Below are 18,419 nucleotides of genomic sequence, written 5' to 3' on the forward strand. Positions count from 1 at the left end.
CGAGGCCACCCCACCCCATGACGCCCCACCCAGACCCCGCCCTCGTCCGCGGCTGGCTCGCCGCCCGCTCCCTCGCCCGCGGCCTCCCCGCCCCCGTCGCAGACCACGGCGGCTGGCGCGTCGACACCGGCACCGAGCCCGAGCGCCAGCGCTACGTCTTCGCTGCAGCCGGCCCCGGCCTCGCCCATCTCGCCGCAACGATCACCGAACCCGCCACCTTCCTCAAACTCTGCGCCGATGCCGCTACGTTGCGCGCGATCCTGCCGCCGCGCTGGACGATCACCGACGCCAACCGCATGATGGTGACCGACGGCCCGCCGCCGCCCCGCCGCCCGCTCCCCGCCGGCTATATCGCCACCACCACGCACACTGCGGGCGTCGCCCATGTCGCGATCACCGGCCCCGCCGGCGACCTCGCCGCGAGCGGCTATGCCGCCGAATTGGACGACGTCTTCGTCTACGACCGCATCGTCACCGCCGAAGCCCACCGCCGGCGCGGTCTCGGCCACGCGCTGATGACGACGCTCGCCACCACCCGCCGCTCACCCCGCGCGCAACAGATCCTCACCGCCACCGACATGGGCGCAGCGCTCTACGCAAGCCTCGGCTGGCGCGAATATTGCCCGTACACGAGCGCCGCGATCGTTTGAGTTCACGCGAAGACGCAAAGACGCAAAGATGTGATCGCTCGCCGCGACAGCGGCTTCTCATCGAAAGCGACACGCAGGGCGGGAGCGCTGCCGCGCTCGAGCCATCTTTGCGTCTTCGCGTCTTCGCGTGAGTTCACCCCTCCGCAGCAAACGCCTAAAACGCTACCTGCCCGAATACATTCCCCGGCGGCGCATAGCGGCACACCAGAAAATCATCCGTCCGGCTGCTCGCGATCGCGCAGCCGACCGCGGTCGATCCGCGCCACACCATCTGCGTATAATGCCCCACGTCCTGCCACCGCCCGGTCCGGCTGAAGTTGGGCGTCGGCAGGTTCACGAAGTCCCGCTTCTCCGCGATCCAATGCCCCGCCATCTCGTCAAAGCGATAGGCGCCGCGCGTGCCCGTCCACAGATTTTCGCCCTGCCGCCCCGGCCCCATCGGCTGCGCGGCATGTTCGAACCGCCCGGTCCGCGCCATCTCTTCGGCATAGCCGCGCGCCGAGCTGGCAAGCGTATCGCTCCACACCAACGGCGCCACGCCCACCTCCCCCCGCGCGCGATTGTGCGCGGCAAGCATCACCGACTTCAGCAGCACCGACCCGCGCGGCGCGGCGGAGGCACTCACCCGCGGCTCGATCACCCGCTCCGGCCCCTCGGGCGCCTGCGCACAGGCCAGTAACAAGAGCGGCAGCGCAAGCGCGCGGTAGCGTTTCGCGATCATCGCCGCCATATCGGCACCATCATGACCCCCGACAAGACGCCGGCAGCCCGGCCCCTGGCGCTCTACGTCCACTGGCCGTTCTGCGTTTCCAAATGCCCCTATTGCGACTTCAACAGCCACGTCCGCGAGAGCGTCGACCAGCAGGCGTGGCGCGACGCGCTGCTCGCCGACCTCGCGCATGAAGCCGCGGCACTGCCCGGCCGCACGCTCGGATCGATTTTCTTCGGCGGCGGCACGCCGTCGCTGATGCCCCCTTCGACCGTCGCCGCAATCCTCGACGCCGCGCAGACGCATTGGACGCCCGCCCCCGATATCGAAATCACGCTGGAAGCAAACCCCTCGTCGGTCGAGGCCGCACGCTTCGCCGATCTCGCCGCCGCCGGCATCAACCGCGTCTCGCTCGGCCTGCAGTCGCTCGACGACGCGGCGCTCGCTTTCCTCGGCCGCGCGCACAGCGTCACCGAAAGCCTGCGCGCGCTCGACACCGCGCAGGCACATTTCGGCCGCGTCAGCGTCGATCTGATCTACGCTTTGCCCGACCAGAGCCTCGCCGCGTGGGAACGCGAACTCACCCGCGCGCTCGGCTTCGGCACCGAACATCTGTCGCTCTACCAATTGACGATCGAACCCGGCACCCGCTTCGCCACCGAAGCCGCACAGGGCCGCCTGACGATCCCCGACGGCGACACCGCCGCCGATTTGTTCGAGATGACCCGCGCGACGACCGCCGCCGCCGGCCTGCCCGCCTACGAAACCTCGAACCACGCCCGCCTGGGGGCGGAGAGCCGCCACAACCTCACCTATTGGCGCTACGGCGATTACGCGGGCGTCGGCCCCGGCGCGCACGGCCGCCGCGACGGCCTCGCCACGCAGCGCCGCCGCAAGCCCGAAAACTGGCTATCCGCCGTCGCGCGCAACGGCCACGGCCTCGAGGTGGAAGAGCCGCTCGCCCCACACGACCGCGCCAGCGAAGCGCTCGTCATGGGCCTGCGCCTGCGCGAAGGCGTCGACCTGGACTATGTCGCCGCCCTGGCCGGCGGCACCGCCCCAATCGACTGGCGCGCGGTCGAGCGCCTGTCGCGCCAAGGCATGATCGTCCACGAAGGCCACCGCCTCCGCGTCACCGAAGCCGGCGCACTCCTCCTCGATTCGATCCTGCCGCGGGTCGTAGCCGACGCCTAACCCAGTCCTCCCCCGCCAGGGGGAGGTGGCAGCGCGCCAGCGCTGACGGAGGGGGAGGACACGAAACGCCTGCTCCGTATCCTCCCCCTCCGTCACGGCTACGCCGCGCCACCTCCCCCTGGCGGGGGAGGACTGGAGTCACGCAAAGCCGCGAAGCCGCAAAGAGGGCACGCCCGCGGCGCAGCCGCCGCTCTTCATCACGGTCGCACCAAGCGGTGCCGCGTGAATGGAGAAAGTCTGCGGCAGCAAACGCAACACCTTAGCGTCTTCGCGTCTTCGCGCGAAAACCCCTTACTTCCCGAACCCCGAAGGCGCCGGCGATACCGTCACCAGCCCGCCCGCCTGGATCTCCTGCACCTCCAGCGCCCGCTCCGCCACGCCGTCGCGACCGAAGCGGAACGCGCCGTCGATGCCCGCAAAGCCATCGCCATCGCGCAGCTTGCCCTCCGGGAACGCCCGACCCACCGGCCAGTCGCGCGCGATCCGCACCGTCAGCAGCACCGCGTCATAGCCCAGGCTCGACAGCCGATACGGCCCGGCATTGTAGCGCGCACGGTACTTGGCCGCATATTGCCGGTACAGCGTGTTGGACACGCTCGCGAACCACGCCCCGCTGAGTGCCGGCTTGGCCGCCAACCCGTTCTCCGAATTCCACAATTCGGTGCCCAGGATGCGCGTCGACGCGCCGCTGCCGCGCTTGATCAGCGGCGCCGCCACCGCCGCGGTCGTGCCCGCATCGGCGACCAGCACCGCGTCATACGGCGCCTTGGCGTTGAGCCGCGTCACCGCGCCGGTCACGCCGCCCGCGGTCCGGCCATAGGTCTGCAACGACACCACCGATCCGCCAGCGCCCTCCACCGATCGCAGGAACGCGGTGGACGCGCGCTCGCCGTACAGGCCGTTGGGAATCAGGCCCGCAAAGGTCGAAACCCCGCGGCTACGCGCATATTGCACCACGCGATCGATGGATTGGCCGGGCACATAGCCCATCAGATACACGCCATTGCCCGCCACCGACACGTCGTTGGAAAAGCTCAGCACGGGCACGCCCGCCGCCTTCGCGATCGGCGCGACGGCGCGCACGTCGTCGGCCAGCAGCGGCCCCAGGATCAGCTGCGCGCCCTCGGCGATCGCACGCTGTGCCGCGGCCCCCGCGCCGGTCGCGGTATCGTAATTGGTGATGCGCACCTTGTCGGTGCCGGTGTCGAGCACCGCCAGCATCGTCGCATTGGCGATCGATCGGCCGACGCCCGAATTGGCGCCCGACAGCGGCACCAGCAGCGCGACGCGGTTGCGCTGCGTGTCGCGCGGCAGCCCGGCCTCGACCGGCGCATCGGGTCGCTGCGCCTGCGGGCGGCCCGGCCGGGTCGGCGCCTCCACCGGTCCGCGCGGCACCACGGTGGAACAGGCCGCGAGCAGCCCCGCCCCCAGGATCGCCAGCCAGCGCTTGACGCCGCCGCCCTTCGCAGGCTGTCCAACCGCGCTCGCCTCTGTCATGACGTTCCCCGTGACCATCGTCGAAAATCCCCTACAGCCCGGTCTTTATATCGTTGCGACCCCGATCGGCAATCTTGCTGACCTATCGCCCCGCGCCGCCGACATCCTGTCGCGCGCCGACGTCGTAGCGGTCGAGGACAGCCGAGTCACCGCCGGCCTGCTCCGCCATATCGGTGCAAAGCGCCCGATGGTTCCCTATCACGACCATAATGCCGAAGGCGTCCGCCCCGGTCTGATCGCGCGCATGGGGACGGAGGCGGTCGCACTCGTCTCGGACGCGGGCACGCCGTTGATCTCGGATCCCGGCTACAAGCTCGTCCGCGACGCCCGCGCCGCCGGCCATACCGTCGTCACCATTCCCGGCCCCTGCGCCGCGATCGCCGCGCTGACGCTGGCGGGCCTGCCCACCGATCGCTTCCTGTTCGCCGGCTTCCTGCCGAGCAAGGCCAAGGCCCGTGCCGACGCCATCGCCGAAATCGCCCCGATCCGCGCGACGCTCGTCCTCTACGAATCCGGCCCGCGCCTCTCCGCCTGCCTCACCGCCCTGGCAGACGGCCTCGGCGACCGCGAGGCCGCGGTGACGCGCGAGATCACCAAACGCTTCGAGGAAGCGGTAACGGGCACGCTATCGACCCTCGCCACCCGCTACGCCGACGCGCCACCCAAGGGCGAGATCGCCATCGTCATCGCCCCGCCGGGCGAAGCCCCGCCCGCCGCGATCGAAGACGCCGACGCCGCTCTGGCCGACGCCCTAACCCGCCTACCGGTCGCAAAGGCGGCAGGCGAGGTCGCCAAGGCTTTCGGCCTCGACCGAAAAGAACTGTACGCGCGCGCGCTGGCGATGAAGGGGGAAGGTTAGACTTCAGAACGGCCGAAGGCGCGCCAGCAGATCGCGTGCGTCACTGACCCGCGCGTCGTTCACCGATCTCTGCAGCGATCAACAGCAAGGCACCACCAGCCACACCCAAGCCCCACGCCACCCAATGCATCCGATCCGAATGCCGGAAAAAGGGTGCTGCAGCGATCACCACAGGCAACGGTGCCGCCCGTCGCATCCACGTCCAGCCACCCGTGCGATCCAAGACATGACCTAACTATCCCGCCCGGTGGCCGGCCGACGCCAACGCATTGCACTGTCCCACGAAGCGCGAATGTCGGCAAATAGGAGGAAAGCTGCCGATCCTATCACCACGGCGGCAAAGGATAGTGTTTGTGGTTCCAATCGACGCTCACCCGGCCAAACCCGGCGCGTCTAGCCGCTTCGGCAGCAAGGGACGCACACTGCTTCGGCACGCGTCCGTCAAACCAGATACGGATGGGAATTGATTTGTCCCTCCAGCCTACAAAAAACATGTGGAGGTCGTCGGGCACGCTCATCATCAAACGTGGAGGAAAGCTTGCGACACAATTACCCTCGACTAAAGATAGATCGACTTGAAGTGTCGTTTGGACTTTGGTTGCGACAGATTTTGCAGCAGGGCCCGTGTCATCATGCATCGCTAACAGTGCTATCAGAACGGCATAGAGCATCGCGCTTAGTACCAGTCTAAACATTCACGAGCAATGTCCGCTATTGGGCGGAAGCTGCCCGTCGGCTTCTCGACGACACGGCCCACCCAAAACCTTGCGACCGTCGGCGTACTGCGCCACCCTCCCCCCATGCCCCGCCCGCCCCGTCGCCGCACCACCCAGGCGCGCCAGTCCGCCGAAGCCGCTGGCCGACGGGCTGAACGGATCGCAGGCTGGTGGTTGCGACTGAAGGGCTGGCGCATCCTTGATCGCCGCGTGCGCACGCCGGCGGGTGAGGTGGACATCGTCGCCCGCCGCGGTGCGCTGATCGCCTTCGTCGAGGTGAAGACCCGCGCCACCGCCGCAGACCTCGACCACGCGATCGACGAACGCCGCCTCGCCCGCGTCGCCGCGGCGGCGGAGGTGTTGATGCCGCGCTATGCCGGGCCGGGCGACGACATCCGCGTCGACGTCATCCTGCTCGCCCCCGGCACCCGGCCGCGGCATATCGAGAATGCCTGGATCGGCTGAGCGTGTTGGATCACCCGCACCGCAAGTGACGGATCGGGCGACGGAAAGCGGGACACGCTGTCCTACGCGCCGCGGCGTCGATAGCCTTCACCCATGCCCGTCCCGTCGCCCCGCCCCACAGCGCGTCCCGTCCAAGACGCCCAATCCATCCCCCCTGCCCCATCGTCATCCCAGCGCAGGCTGGGATCTCCCGATTATCGCGCAGCAAGCGCCGCGAGAGACCCCAGCCTGAGCTGGGGGTGACGGTTGGGGGCGATCTCACCACAGGTCGAAAGGCAGGACGATGCTCGCGCAGAGGCGCGGAGACCGCAGAGGGGCGCGCCTGCCGTACCGATGCGATCCGCCACCCCCGTCGGCTATAAAGCGAAACGCTGCGTCGCGCGACACACCTCCGCGCCCTCCGCGCCTCTGCGCGCAAACCCCTTGGCCTCCCTCACAAAAAAGACGTTCCGTCCCCCGCCTCCCGACAACGACGTATCGTCCACTTCGTCCACTTCCGCGCGCGCTCCGGGTGACATTCCACCGCCCGGCCCCTAAGTCCCACCCCGAACCAACCCACTCGCGAGTGTGCCCATGACCCTCACCGTCGCCGTTCAGATGGACCCGCTCGATCAGATCAACATCGCCGGCGATTCGAGCTTCGCGCTGATGCTGGCAGGCCAGGCGCGCGGGCACCGGCTGTTCCATTACCTCGCCGAGGACCTGAATTACGCCGACGGCCGCGTTTGGGCGAAGGCGCATCCGGTGACGGTACAGCGCCCGGCGGCATCGGGCGCGGGCGAGCATTTCCGCTTCGACGCGCCCGCCAGCCTCGATCTCGGCGAGCAGGCCGACGTTGTGCTGATGCGGCAGGACCCGCCCTTCGACCTGGGCTATATCACCGCCACCCACCTGCTCGAGCGCATCGCCGATCGGACGCTGGTGGTGAACGACCCGCACAGCGTCCGCAACGCACCCGAAAAGGTGTTCGTGCTCGACTATGCGCAGTTCATGCCGCCGACGCTCATCACCCGCAGCCTCGACGAAGCACGCGCCTTCCTGGCGCAGCATGGCGAGATCGTCGTCAAGCCACTGCACGGCAACGGCGGCAAGGCGATCTTCCGTGTCGGATCGGACGGTGCGAACCTGTCCGCGTTGATCGAGGTGTTCAACCAGACCTGGCGCGAACCGCATATGATCCAGGCGTTCCTGCCCGCGGTGGCGAAGGGCGACAAGCGGATCGTGCTGATCGACGGCGAGGTCGCCGGCGCGATCAACCGCCTGCCGGGTGAAGGCGAAATCCGATCGAACCTCGCGGTCGGCGGCTCGGCGGTCAAAACCGAACTGACGGAGCGCGAGCGCGAGATCTGCGCCGTGCTCGGGCCGGAATTGAAGCGCCGCGGGCTGCTGTTCGTCGGCATCGACGTGATCGGCGGCGAATGGCTGACCGAAATCAACGTCACCAGCCCCACCGGCATCGTCGCGATCCAGACGTTCGACGGCACCGACGTCGCCGGCCTGATCTGGGATGCCATCGAGCGCCGCGTCGCGCAGCGCGCATCGAATGGCACTGCAGCGGAACGCGGCTGACCCCCGCGCCGTTACCCCGGGCCATGACCGAGTTCATCCTCAACGCCATCGCCCAGGGCGGCTATATCGGCATCTTCCTGCTGATGGCGCTGGAGAATATCGTCCCGCCCATCCCGTCGGAGGTGATCATGGGCCTCGGCGGCATGGCGGTGGCGCGCGGCGACATGGCGATCGTGCCGCTGGTCCTGTGGGGCACCGCCGGCACCACCGCGGGCAATTACTTCTGGTATTTCATCGGCCGCCACATCGGCTACCAGCGCTTCCGCCCGTTCATCGAACGCCACGGCCGCTGGCTGACGATGGAGTGGGAGGATGTCGAAAAGCTCCACCGCTTCTTTTGCAAGCGTGGCGGCGGCGTGGTGTTCGTGTTCCGCTTCATGCCCACCTTCCGCACGCTCGTATCGCTGCCTGCGGGCATGACCTGCATGCCGCTGTGGCGCTTCCTCGTCTGGACCTTTGCGGGCAGCCTGATCTGGAACAGTATGCTCGCCGCCGCCGGTGTCTATCTCGGGTCGAATTTCGAGGCGATCGACCGCTATGTCGGCCCCGCCGCCGTCGCGCTCAGCGTCGCGATCGTCCTGGCCTACCTCTATCGCGTCGTCACCTGGAAACCGCGCGCACGATAGGATCGGGACGCCGGTAAGGACCTGAATGCGTTCAGAAATGCTAGGCCCGCTGTCCTACAGCTACCCAATCCGCTAACGCCAGCGATCCGCGATTCCCGCGTCATTGCGAGCGGCTGAACAGCTCTTTCGATGGGTGCAACAATGGAAACGATCACCCGCAATCGTTTCGCCCAAGGTGTTCCAGTCGTCCATCTTCGCCGGCCATCAAGCCCGAGGATGCGCGTTCCGGTACACGTCCAGCAGATGCGCCGCATCGACGGCGGTATAGATTTGCGTCGAGCTGAGGCTCGCATGCCCCAACAGCTCCTGCAACGCGCGCAGGTCGGCGCCGCGGCCCAGCAGATGCGTCGCGAAGCTGTGGCGCAGCGCATGCGGTGTGGTCCGCTCGCCGAGCCCCAGCCGCCCGCGCGCCGCACGCACCGATCGCCGGATCATCCCCGGCGACAGCGGCCCGCCCTTCACGCCACGGAACAGCGGCTCATCCGGCGCCAGCGCCCAGGGCATCTGCGCCGCATAGGCCTCCACCGCGGCGCGCACCTGCGGCAGCAGCGGCACGATCCGCGTCTTGTCGCGCTTGCCCGTCACCGTCAGCGTCTCCCCCAGCGGCAGCACGCGCGCCGGCAGCGCGATCGCCTCGCCGATGCGCAGCCCTGCGCCATACAGCAGCAGCAGCACCGCCCAGTCGCGCGCGCCCACCCAGGGTTCCGCCGCCTCCTCCGCCACCTCGCCGGCCAGCGCCATCACCTCGTCCGGCGCGATCGGCCGCGGCACGCCGGGTTTGACGCGGGGGCCGCGCAGCCGGGGCATTGCCGCATCGGGCGCCACGAACGCCAGGAACCCGCGCACCGCCGACAGCTCACGCGCGGCAGAGGCATTGCCCAGCCCCTCGCCACGCCGCGCCGCCAGAAAGGCCCGCAGGTCCGCCGCGCTCACCCGTGCCAGCGCCGCCGCCGTCGGCCGCTCGCCCCAATGCGCCTGCAGGAACGCGACCAGCCGCTCCGCACTGGCGCGATAGGCGCGCACGGTATGCGCCGACCGACGCCGGTCGCGCGCCAGATGCGCCGCCCATTGCATCGTCAGGGGCATCGTTTCGTAAGGATCGGTCTCGCTCATTCCGTCGCGGTTGTGGCTCGGACCGCCCCGTGGGGGAAGGACATTTTAAGACCTTGGATGGCATGGGAAATGTCATGAACGATGCTGTCCTTCCCCCACAGGCGGCCTATGACGAAGCCGGTCGCCTGGCGGCGCTGCACGCGCTCAACCTGCTCGACAGCGAGCCCGAACGCGAATTCGACGCGGTGGTCGCGCTGGCCGCAGACCTGCTCGGCTGTCCCACCGCGCTGATCAGCCTCGTCGATCGCGAGCGAATCTGGGTCAAGGCGATGAACGCGCCCGGCCCGAACGAACTTGGGCGCAACGTCGCGATGTGCGACCGCACCGTGCGACAGAATGAGCTGATGGTTATCACCGACATGACGCTGGATGCGCACTATCGCACCAGCCCGGTGGTGACGGACGCGGGCAACCGCTTCTACGCCGGCGTGCCGATCCATGTCGTCGATGGCCAGGGCGTGACGCAGCCGATCGGGACGTTGTGCGTGCTCGATGTCACGCCGCGCTCGCTCAACGCGGCGGGCGAAGCGGCGCTGCGCCACCTCGGGACACTGGCCGAGGTGCTGATCGCCGCACGGCGGAATGCGATGGAGGCGATCCGCATCGCGACGACGGGCGAACAGCTGGTCCGCGACCTTGCGCGGCAGGACAAGATCTTCCGCCAGGCCGAACGTATCGCGCGGATCGGATCGTGGCGCCTGTCGCTCGGCGATTCGCAGCTCGAATGGTCGGAAAATGTCTTTCACATCCACGGTGTGCCGACCGGCGACCAGCCCCCGCTCAGCAAGGCGCTGGAATTTTACCCGCCGTATATGCGCGATCAGATTTCGGAAACGATCAGCCGCACGGTGCGGACCGGCGAGCCCTTCGACTTCGAATCCGCGCTGCACACCGCCGACGGGCGGCTGTTGCAGGTGCGCGCGGCGGGCGAGGCGGAGCGTGGCGAGGACGGCAGCGTCCAGGCGCTGGTCGGCGTGTTCCAGGACATTACCGAACGCCATCGCCTCGAAACGCAGCTGCGCCGATCGGCCGATACCGACGCGCTGACCGGCATCGCCAACCGCGCCGCCTTCGACCGTGAGCTCGATGCCGCAATGACCCGCGCCCGCGCCGACGGCAGTCCGCTGATGCTGATGCTGATCGACCTCGACGGGTTCAAGGCGATCAACGACGCGCTGGGCCATGATGCGGGCGACGACGTGCTACGCCTGACCGGCGCGGCGCTGACCCAGCCGTGGCTACGCGACTGTTTCGCGGCGCGGATCGGCGGCGACGAATTTGCCCTGATCGTCACTGCGACCGCGCTGATCGCCGATCCGGAACGGCTGTGCCGCGGCCTGGAAGCCGCGCTGCGAGTCCCCGTCACTGCGGACGGCATCACGATGACGAGCGCGGGGTCGATCGGCCATGCGATGTTCGATACCGACTGCCACTCGCTGCGCGACTTCGCCCGCCGCGCCGACGCGATGCTCTACGCCGAAAAGCGCAAGCGCATCGGCCGCACGCCCACGGCACAACGGCGCGCGGGTTAGCGCGCCGCCTCCAGCATGCGCCTGCCGCGCAGGTACATCTCCAGCCGCTGCGCCGCGAACAGGCCCAGCGCCAGCGCCATCAGCACGTCGGTCGCTGCCATCGGATCGAACGCGCCGCCGCTGTAGCTCATTGCCCCCCGCGCCCCGCTGCGCACGACGATGAGGACGACGATGAACAGCAATGCGGCGGGCGACGATGTCTGGTTCAGCGTATGCGTTTCGGGATCGAACATGATCCGCATCATCTTGCCCCGCTGCCAGCCCAGCGCCGCGCCAAGCCCCAGCGCCAGCAGGCAGAAAAGCCACGCCAGCCCCTTGGGCGGGTGCATCGCAAAGGCGAAGACGACGAGTGCGGCATAGGCGGCGGGCAGCATCCACAGCCGCTCCAGCTTCAGCGGCGTCACCCGGCTCATTCGCTTCCACCGGATCGCCACGACGATCGCGATGACGACGAACGGGATCGCATAGCTGATCCAGCCGCCCGCCTGATGTACCTGCATTCGCTACCCCTGCCCTGTTCGGACGCAGGGTAGCGAGGGCAGGGACCCGACGGAAGGGGAGACGCCGTTACTCCGCCGCCGCGGCCAGCGGCTGCTCCTTCCACACCAGCACCGGCTTGCGCGCCGCCAGCGTTTCGTCGAGCCGGGCCCGGGGGGCGAAGTGCGGTGCGGTCTTCAGGCTGGCATCGCCGGCCTTCGCCCGCTCCGCCACGCTGCGCAGCGCGCCGATGAACTGGTCGAGCGCCGCCTTCGATTCGGTCTCGGTCGGCTCCACCAGCATCGCGCCATGGACGACGAGCGGGAAATAGACCGTCATCGGGTGGAAGCCCTCGTCGATCAGCCCCTTGGCGACGTCGAGCGTCGAGAAGCCCTCAGCCAGGTTGGCGTCGCTGAAGATCGCCTCGTGCATGCACGGCCCCGCCTTCGCGAACGGCGCGTCGAGCGTGCCTTCCAGGCTGCGCAGCACGTAATTGGCGTTGAGCACCGCGTCCTCGGCGACTTGGCGCAGGCCGTCGGCGCCATGACTGAGGATGTAGGTGAGCGCCCGGGTGAACATGCCCATCTGGCCGTGGAAAGCGGTCATTCGCCCGAACGTGTCGGGATGGTCGTCGCCCGCCGTCTCTTCCTCGATCAGCTGGATATGACCGTCCGCCATCCGCGCGGTGAACGGCAGCGGCCCGAACGGCGCCAGCGCTTCGGACAGCACCACCGGCCCGGACCCCGGCCCGCCGCCGCCGTGCGGCGTCGAGAACGTTTTGTGCAGGTTGATGTGCATCGCATCGACGCCCAGATCGCCCGGACGCACCCGCCCCACGATCGCGTTGAAGTTCGCGCCGTCGCAATAGACGTAGCCGCCCGCCGCATGCACCGCGTCCGAAATGCGCTTCAGATCGCGTTCGAACAGGCCGCAGGTGTTGGGATTGGTGATCATCACCGCCGCCACGTCCGGCCCCAGCCGCGCTTCGAGCGCCGCGGTGTCGATACGGCCGTCGGGCGTCGCGGGAATGTCCTCGACGGTGAAGCCCGCGAAGGCGGCGGTCGCCGGATTGGTGCCGTGCGCCGATTCGGGCACCAGCACGACCTTGCGATGCCCCTCGCCGCGCTTCTCCAGCGCCGCCTTGATGCACAGGATGCCGCACAGCTCGCCATGCGCGCCCGCCTTGGGGCTCATCGCGACGCCGTACATGCCGGTCAGCTTGATCAGCCACACCGCCAGTTCGTTGATGACGCCCAGCGCGCCCTGCACGGTATCGACTGGCTGCAACGGATGGACGTCGGCAAAACCCGGCATCCGCGCGACGCGTTCGTTGAGGCGCGGATTGTGCTTCATCGTGCACGAGCCGAGCGGGAACAGCCCCAGGTCGATCGCGTAATTCTGGCGGCTGAGCCGCGTATAATGACGGATCGTTTCCGGCTCGGCGAGGCCCGGCAGCCTGATCGGCTGCTTGCGCGTCAGGTCGCCCAACCGCGATCCCGCGACGTCGCCGTCCGGAAAGTCGACGCCGGTCGTCTCGGTCGAGCCGATCTCGAAGATCAACGGCTCTTCCAGCATCAGCGCGCGATTGCCGGTGAAGGTCTGGCCCGCCGCATCGTCACGCGCAGTCATCTCGGGGCGCCAGCCGCTCTGGTTGATGCTCATGCCAAAACCTCCTCGAGTGCGGCGGCAAGGGTTTCGACGTCCTCCGCGGTCGTCGTTTCGGTGACCGCGACGATCAGCCCGTTGGCGAGGGCATCCTCGCCTGGATACAGCCTGCCAAGCGACACGCCCGCCAGGATGTCACGATCCGCCAGCGTGCGGACGACGGGACGCGCTTCCTTGGGCAGCTTCAGCGTGAATTCGTTGAAGAAGCTCTGCGTCACCAGCTCGACGCCCGGCACCTTGCTCAGCCGATCTGCCGCACGGCACGCGCCGGCGTGGTTGATCGCGGCGAGCCGGCGCAGGCCTGCCTCACCGAGCAGCGTCATGTGGATCGAGAAGGCGAGCGCGCACAGGCCCGAATTGGTGCAGATGTTGCTCGTCGCCTTTTCGCGACGGATATGCTGTTCGCGCGTGGACAGCGTCAGCACGAAACCGCGCTTGCCATCGGCGTCCACCGTCTCACCGCAGAAGCGACCCGGCATCTGGCGGATATACTTCTCCTTGCAGCCCATCAGCCCGACGTACGGACCCCCGAACTGCAGGCCGACGCCCAGCGACTGGCCTTCGCCGACGACGATATCGGCGTCCATTTCGCCTGGGCTACGGATCGCACCCATCGCCACCGGCTCGGTAACGACTGCGATCAGCAGCGCCTTGTTCTTGTGGCAGGCGTCGGCCAGCGGCGTCAGGTCGGCGATGCGGCCGAGGATGTCGGGATATTGGACGACGACGCACGACGTATCGCCGTCGATCTTCTCAATCAGCCGGTCGATGTCCATCTCGCCGGTCAGCCAGGGCGTCGTCGTGTCCAGCGTATCGCCGGTATATTTCGCCATCGTCTTGGCGACGCTGACGTAATGCGGGTGCAGGCCAGCCGACAGGATCGCCTTGCCGCGCTTGGTGATGCGCCGCGCCATGCCGATCGCTTCCCAGCAGGCGGTCGAGCCGTCGTACATCGACGCGTTCGCCACGTCGGTGCCGAGCAGGCGCGCGACCTGCGTCTGGAACTCGAACAGCATCTGCAGCGTGCCCTGCGCGATCTCGGGCTGGTACGGCGTATAGGCGGTCAGGAACTCGCCGCGCTGGATCAGGTGATCGACCGTCGCCGGCACATGATGCCGATACGCGCCCGCACCGAGGAAGAAGGGCACTTCGCCCGCGACCGTGTTCGCCCGCGCGAGCTTGGCCATATGCCGCTCGACCGCGAGTTCGGTGGCGTGATTGGGCAGGCCATGGACGGGGCCGTCGAGCCGGGCAGCCTTGGGCACGTCGACGAACAGATCGTCGATGCTGGCGGCGCCGATGACGGACAGCATCGCCTCACGGTCGGTTTGGGTAAGCGGCAGGTAGCGCATCATAGGCTCCTCCCCTCCCTGGAAGGGAGGGGTCGGGGGTGGGTAGCGTCCTGGTGGTACGGCAAGGCTTGCCCGGCGCGGCGGCCGTATCGCAAGCACTCCACCCACCCCCAGCCCCTCCCTTCCAGGGAGGGGAGCAGGTCTTACAGCTTCGCGACGAACGCTTCGTAGGCGGTCTCGTCCATCAGCGTTTCCAGCTCGGACGGATCGCTCAGCGTGATCTTGAAGAACCAGCCCTCGCCCTCGGCGTCCGAGTTGACGAGGCTGGGATCGTCGGCGAGCTGGCTGTTGCCTTCCAGCACGTTGCCCGACACCGGCGAATAGACGTCCGACGCCGCCTTCACCGATTCGACCACCGCGGCCTCGTCGCCCTTCGACAGCGCCTTGCCGTCTTCGGGAACGTCGACGAACACGATGTCGCCCAGCTGGCTCTGCGCATATTCCGAGATGCCGACCGTGCCGATGTCACCATCGACGTCGACCCATTCGTGATCTTCGGTGAAGTAACGGCTCATCTTGACTGGCTCCAGAAAGCCTACGCCTTGCGGACGTAGCGGTGGGGAACGAAAGGCATCGGGGTGACGATGCCCTCATGGATCTTGCCGCGCTGGACGAGGCGGACGGCGGTGCCGGCGCTCGCCAGATCGGCGGGGATATAGGCCATCGCGATCGGCGCGCCGACGCTGGGGGCAAAGCCGCCGCTGGTGACGCGGCCGATCACCGCACCCTCCGCATCGACGACGCTCGCGCCCTCGCGCACCGGTTGGCGCCCGGCGACCGACAGGCCGACGCGCTTCACCGCCGCGCCGCTCTCGCGCTCGGCGAGGATGCGGCCGGCACCGGCGAAGTCACCCGCCTCGCGACGCCGCTTCGACAGCGCGAAGCCAAGGTCCGCCATCACCGGCGTCGTTTCGGGATCGAGGTCGTGACCATACAACGGCAGCCCGGCTTCGAGCCGCAGCGAATCGCGCGCACCCAGGCCGATCGGCTTCACCTCGGGCTGTTCGCACAGCGCATCGGCGAAGGCCGCGGCTGCCTCGGCAGGGATCGAAATCTCGACGCCATCTTCCCCAGTATAGCCCGAGCGGCTGATCCACAGCGCATGGCCGTTCCACTCGAACGCACCCGCGGTCATGAACACGAGGCTCTCGACACCCGGCACCAGCCGCGCGACCGCTTCGACCGCCTTCGGCCCCTGCACCGCGAGCAATGCCTGCTCGTCCATCAGGTTCAGCGTCACATCGTCGGGCAGCACGTCGAGCAGATAGGCGAGGTCGTCGTATTTGGTCGCGCCGTTGACCACGACGTAGTAGCTCGCCTCGCCGAACGGATGCGCGCCGTCTGCCGGCAGCGTCGTCACCATCAGATCGTCGAGGATGCCGCCCTCGTCGTTCAGCAGCAGCGAATAGCGGATCTTGGTCGGCGCCAGGCCGGCGATGTCGCCCGGCAGCACCGCTTCCAGCGCCTTGGCGATCGCCGCCGCATCCAGGCCGTCCCCGGTCAGCGTCACCTGCCCCATGTGGCTGACGTCGAACAGACCGGCCGACTCGCGCACCCACAGATGCTCGGCCATGATCCCTTCATACTGGACGGGCATTTCGTAGCCGGCAAACGGCACCATGCGGCCGCCGCGGGCGCGGTGCCAGGCGTCGAGCGGCAGGTCCAGGATGGCGGGTTCGTCGCCCTCGTCGATCCCATCGAGCGGGTCGGGCAGGGTTTCCGTCAGCGTCTCGCTCATCAACCGTCTCCAGATCAAGGCCACGCGACCGTTCCTGCGGGGGCATACCCGCCGTCACGATCCGTCGAACCCCCTCTGTCACGGGAACCTGAGAGCTTTCGCCGGCACCGCCGGCTTACCCCTTCGGTGGCCCCTAGAAGGGGCGCTTTCCAGAGTATCGATAAGGCCTGCGCGGTCCGTTTGCCTGAGAGATTCCGGGGTGGTTGCTCCTTCGGCGGCCCCTTTCGTGAGGGGCTCTCTCCCGCGCATGCCCATGACGGTTTGCACCGCCATCGACAAGCGCCGCTCTGGCGAGCGAGGCCGGTTTAGTCAATTGAGAAAGCGGCCGATCGGGCCAAGTTGGGTAAACGAGACGACCGCGCCATCTCCCCCGTCACCCCGGACGTGTTCCGGGGTCCACCGGGCCGCGGGGGAAGGCCAAGAGCCTCGAAACATCCCCCTCGCCGCGAAGTGGCCCCCGGAACACGTCCGGGGTGACGACGGGAAGGCGGTGACCGCCCCGGCCCTTACCGCTGCGCGTTATACTTGAGCTGGTCGTCGGTCAGCTGGAAGCCGACGAGCGCTTCGAACGTCGCGCGCAGCACGGCGCTGCGCACCTCGGGCTTGGTCAGCGGATCGACCGCGGCGTCCTCGTCGCCGGCCTTGCGCTTCTTGGTCAGTTCCTCGCGCACCGACTCCGGCAGCGTCGCCGCGGCACGACCAATCGTGGTCGATGCGGTGCCGCTCGCCTGTGCGCGGGTCTGGCCGGCATCGAAGTGCACCGTCACCGTTCCCTTGCGCTTCGCGGTCACCGCCGTGCCGCCGCGCACGATCGCGATATAATAGGGGAGCGTCAGGTCGCGCGCCGCATCGGCGCGAGCACGACGGGCGAGCACGTCGAAGGTGATCGTCGTCGTGATGTCGTCGCCCACATCGGCGCAGGTGCCGCGGACGTGCGTCATGTTCGCGACCACGTCGATCGCATTCTCGTCGCGGCTGGTCGCCGGATCGAACAGCGTGACGTCGCCGGTGCCCGCCGCGACGCCCACCGTCGGGCAGGCCGAACGCACGGCGGTGATGCCGCCTTCCACGATCTCGCCCTTGCCCGCGCAACCGGACAGGATCAACGCGAGGGCGCAAAGGCCGATTGCCGGGGTTTTCACGAGGACGCGTACCTTTGTCGAACGAGCAGGACCAGCGCCGGCACGGGGCCGGCGTTGCGGCGCGCACCATAGGAACCGCCTTTCGCGCGCGCAAGCAATCGCGTAAGCGGCAGGACATGGCCTCCATCCCCGCAGACGCCGCCGCCGGCACCGCCCGGCTTCCGCTCGACCTGCTGATCGCCGCGCCGCGCGGCTTTTGCGCCGGGGTCGACCGCGCGATCCGCATCGTCGAACTCGCGATCGAAAAGCACGGCGCGCCCGTCTATGTCCGGCACGAGATCGTCCACAACAAGTTCGTCGTCGATACGCTGAAGGCGAAGGGCGCGATCTTCGTCGAAGAGCTGGACCAGGTGCCCGACGGTGTGCCCGTCGTTTTCTCCGCGCATGGCGTGCCCAAGTCCGTGCCCGCCGCCGCCGAGGATCGCGGCCTGTCCTATCTCGACGCGACCTGCCCGCTGGTGTCGAAGGTGCATCGCCAGGCCGAACGGCTGGTCGATGCCGGCCGCCATATCGTCTTCATCGGCCATGCCGGCCATCCGGAGGTCATCGGCACGTTCGGCCAGGTGCCCGAAGGCGCTATGTCGCTGATCGAGACGGTCGAAGACGCCGAGGCTTTCACCCCACCCGATCCCGCCAACCTCGCCTTCCTGACGCAGACGACGCTGTCGGTCGACGATACCGCCGCGGTCGTGGCGACGCTTCAGCGCCGCTTCCCGCTGATGCAGGCGCCGCGCGGCGAGGACATCTGCTATGCGACGTCGAACCGACAGGCCGCGGTCAAGGCGATCGCCGGCCAGTGCGATGCGATGCTGGTGATCGGCGCGCCCAATTCGTCCAACTCCGTCCGCCTCGTCGAGGTGGCGGAGCGCGAGGGCATCCCCGCGCGCCTGATCCAGCGCGCCGCTGATCTCGACTGGTCGTTCCTCGACGGCGTCGGCACGCTCGGCATCACCGCCGGCGCGTCGGCGCCCGAACAGCTGGTGCGCGAACTCGTCGACCTGCTCGCCACCCGCTACGACGTCACCGAGCGCGAGGAAGAGACGACGCGCGAAACGATCGCCTTCAAGCTGCCGCGCGGGCTGGAAGCGGCGTAGGCGCTTCTCCCCTCCCTATGA

At 68.4% G+C, this 18,419-nt stretch carries 17 protein-coding genes and 1 riboswitch; of the genes, 8 read left to right on the top strand and 9 right to left on the bottom strand.

Annotation, left to right across the window (positions count from 1 at the left end; translation table 11 throughout):
* Window positions 1-17 precede the first annotated feature (17 nt).
* On the top strand, window positions 18-650 hold the full coding sequence (locus ACP7A3_RS05865; RefSeq protein WP_426255009.1) for a GNAT family N-acetyltransferase: 633 nt from the start codon (window positions 18-20) through the stop codon (window positions 648-650).
* 154 nt (window positions 651-804) lie between these two features.
* Here ACP7A3_RS05865 and ACP7A3_RS05870 read toward each other — a convergent pair whose 3' ends face one another.
* A complete protein-coding gene (locus tag ACP7A3_RS05870; protein ID WP_426255008.1) occupies window positions 805-1,380 on the bottom strand; it encodes a CAP domain-containing protein in 576 nt (191 codons plus the stop codon).
* Window positions 1,381-1,392: 12 nt separating this feature from the next.
* Here ACP7A3_RS05870 and hemW point away from each other — a divergent pair, with 12 nt between their 5' ends.
* Complete coding sequence (gene hemW, locus ACP7A3_RS05875; RefSeq protein WP_426255007.1) at window positions 1,393-2,553, top strand: radical SAM family heme chaperone HemW; 1,161 nt, start codon at window positions 1,393-1,395, stop codon at window positions 2,551-2,553.
* A gap of 291 nt (window positions 2,554-2,844) precedes the next feature.
* On the opposite strand, the gene ACP7A3_RS05880 is transcribed toward hemW, so the two are convergent.
* Window positions 2,845-4,050, bottom strand: coding sequence for a penicillin-binding protein activator (locus ACP7A3_RS05880; RefSeq protein WP_295563235.1), 1,206 nt, complete (start codon window positions 4,048-4,050; stop codon window positions 2,845-2,847).
* On the opposite strand from ACP7A3_RS05880, the gene rsmI reads away from it, so the two are divergent.
* From rsmI to ACP7A3_RS05900, 4 genes are all read left to right on the top strand, one after another.
* Window positions 4,049-4,909 carry a 16S rRNA (cytidine(1402)-2'-O)-methyltransferase gene (gene rsmI / locus ACP7A3_RS05885; RefSeq protein WP_426255006.1) on the top strand — a complete coding sequence of 287 codons (861 nt, stop codon included), beginning with the start codon at window positions 4,049-4,051 and terminating at the stop codon, window positions 4,907-4,909. The two genes, ACP7A3_RS05880 and rsmI, sit on opposite strands and share 2 nt — an antisense overlap.
* 800 nt (window positions 4,910-5,709) lie before the next feature.
* Window positions 5,710-6,090 (top strand): YraN family protein, encoded by a 381-nt coding sequence (locus ACP7A3_RS05890; protein ID WP_294313841.1) that lies wholly within the window; start codon window positions 5,710-5,712, stop codon window positions 6,088-6,090.
* A gap of 573 nt (window positions 6,091-6,663) precedes the next feature.
* The gene (gshB, locus tag ACP7A3_RS05895) at window positions 6,664-7,659 is read left to right on the top strand and encodes a glutathione synthase (protein WP_426255005.1); all 996 of its coding nucleotides are present in this window, start codon (window positions 6,664-6,666) and stop codon (window positions 7,657-7,659) included.
* A gap of 23 nt (window positions 7,660-7,682) precedes the next feature.
* Window positions 7,683-8,285: a DedA family protein gene (locus ACP7A3_RS05900; protein WP_147036742.1), complete on the top strand. Its 603-nt coding sequence runs from the start codon at window positions 7,683-7,685 to the stop codon at window positions 8,283-8,285.
* A gap of 204 nt (window positions 8,286-8,489) precedes the next feature.
* Here the strand turns inward: ACP7A3_RS05900 and ACP7A3_RS05905 are convergent, their stop codons facing one another.
* Window positions 8,490-9,359 carry a tyrosine recombinase XerC gene (locus ACP7A3_RS05905; protein WP_426255333.1) on the bottom strand — a complete coding sequence of 290 codons (870 nt, stop codon included), beginning with the start codon at window positions 9,357-9,359 and terminating at the stop codon, window positions 8,490-8,492.
* Window positions 9,360-9,472: 113 nt separating this feature from the next.
* Here ACP7A3_RS05905 and ACP7A3_RS05910 point away from each other — a divergent pair, with 113 nt between their 5' ends.
* On the top strand, window positions 9,473-10,930 hold the full coding sequence (locus ACP7A3_RS05910; RefSeq protein ID WP_426255004.1) for a diguanylate cyclase domain-containing protein: 1,458 nt from the start codon (window positions 9,473-9,475) through the stop codon (window positions 10,928-10,930).
* Here the strand turns inward: ACP7A3_RS05910 and ACP7A3_RS05915 are convergent.
* From ACP7A3_RS05915 to ACP7A3_RS05940, 6 genes are all read right to left on the bottom strand, one after another.
* Window positions 10,927-11,430 carry a CcdC protein domain-containing protein gene (locus tag ACP7A3_RS05915; protein ID WP_017980037.1) on the bottom strand — a complete coding sequence of 168 codons (504 nt, stop codon included), beginning with the start codon at window positions 11,428-11,430 and terminating at the stop codon, window positions 10,927-10,929. The two genes, ACP7A3_RS05910 and ACP7A3_RS05915, sit on opposite strands and share 4 nt — an antisense overlap.
* A 67-nt stretch (window positions 11,431-11,497) precedes the next feature.
* The gene (gene gcvPB, locus ACP7A3_RS05920; RefSeq protein WP_426255003.1) at window positions 11,498-13,069 is read right to left on the bottom strand and encodes an aminomethyl-transferring glycine dehydrogenase subunit GcvPB; all 1,572 of its coding nucleotides are present in this window, start codon (window positions 13,067-13,069) and stop codon (window positions 11,498-11,500) included.
* Window positions 13,066-14,424 (bottom strand): aminomethyl-transferring glycine dehydrogenase subunit GcvPA, encoded by a 1,359-nt coding sequence (gene gcvPA, locus ACP7A3_RS05925; protein ID WP_426255332.1) that lies wholly within the window; start codon window positions 14,422-14,424, stop codon window positions 13,066-13,068. Before gcvPA ends, gcvPB begins: the two co-directional genes overlap by 4 nt.
* 143 nt (window positions 14,425-14,567) lie before the next feature.
* Window positions 14,568-14,939, bottom strand: coding sequence for a glycine cleavage system protein GcvH (gene gcvH / locus ACP7A3_RS05930; protein ID WP_017980040.1), 372 nt, complete (start codon window positions 14,937-14,939; stop codon window positions 14,568-14,570).
* 20 nt (window positions 14,940-14,959) lie between these two features.
* Window positions 14,960-16,162, bottom strand: a complete 1,203-nt coding sequence (gcvT, locus tag ACP7A3_RS05935) for a glycine cleavage system aminomethyltransferase GcvT (RefSeq protein ID WP_426255002.1) — start codon at window positions 16,160-16,162, stop codon at window positions 14,960-14,962.
* Between the two features lie 162 nt (window positions 16,163-16,324).
* Window positions 16,325-16,416: riboswitch (glycine riboswitch) on the bottom strand.
* A gap of 252 nt (window positions 16,417-16,668) precedes the next feature.
* Window positions 16,669-17,268: a hypothetical protein gene (locus tag ACP7A3_RS05940; RefSeq protein WP_426255331.1), complete on the bottom strand. Its 600-nt coding sequence runs from the start codon at window positions 17,266-17,268 to the stop codon at window positions 16,669-16,671.
* 152 nt (window positions 17,269-17,420) lie between these two features.
* On the opposite strand from ACP7A3_RS05940, the gene ispH reads away from it, so the two are divergent.
* Window positions 17,421-18,398, top strand: coding sequence for a 4-hydroxy-3-methylbut-2-enyl diphosphate reductase (gene ispH / locus ACP7A3_RS05945; RefSeq protein WP_198526657.1), 978 nt, complete (start codon window positions 17,421-17,423; stop codon window positions 18,396-18,398).
* The last annotated feature ends 21 nt before the right edge of the window (window positions 18,399-18,419 follow it).

Source organism: Sphingomonas sp. DC5200-1, assembly GCF_049897245.1.
Classification (GTDB): domain Bacteria; phylum Pseudomonadota; class Alphaproteobacteria; order Sphingomonadales; family Sphingomonadaceae; genus Sphingomonas; species Sphingomonas aquatilis.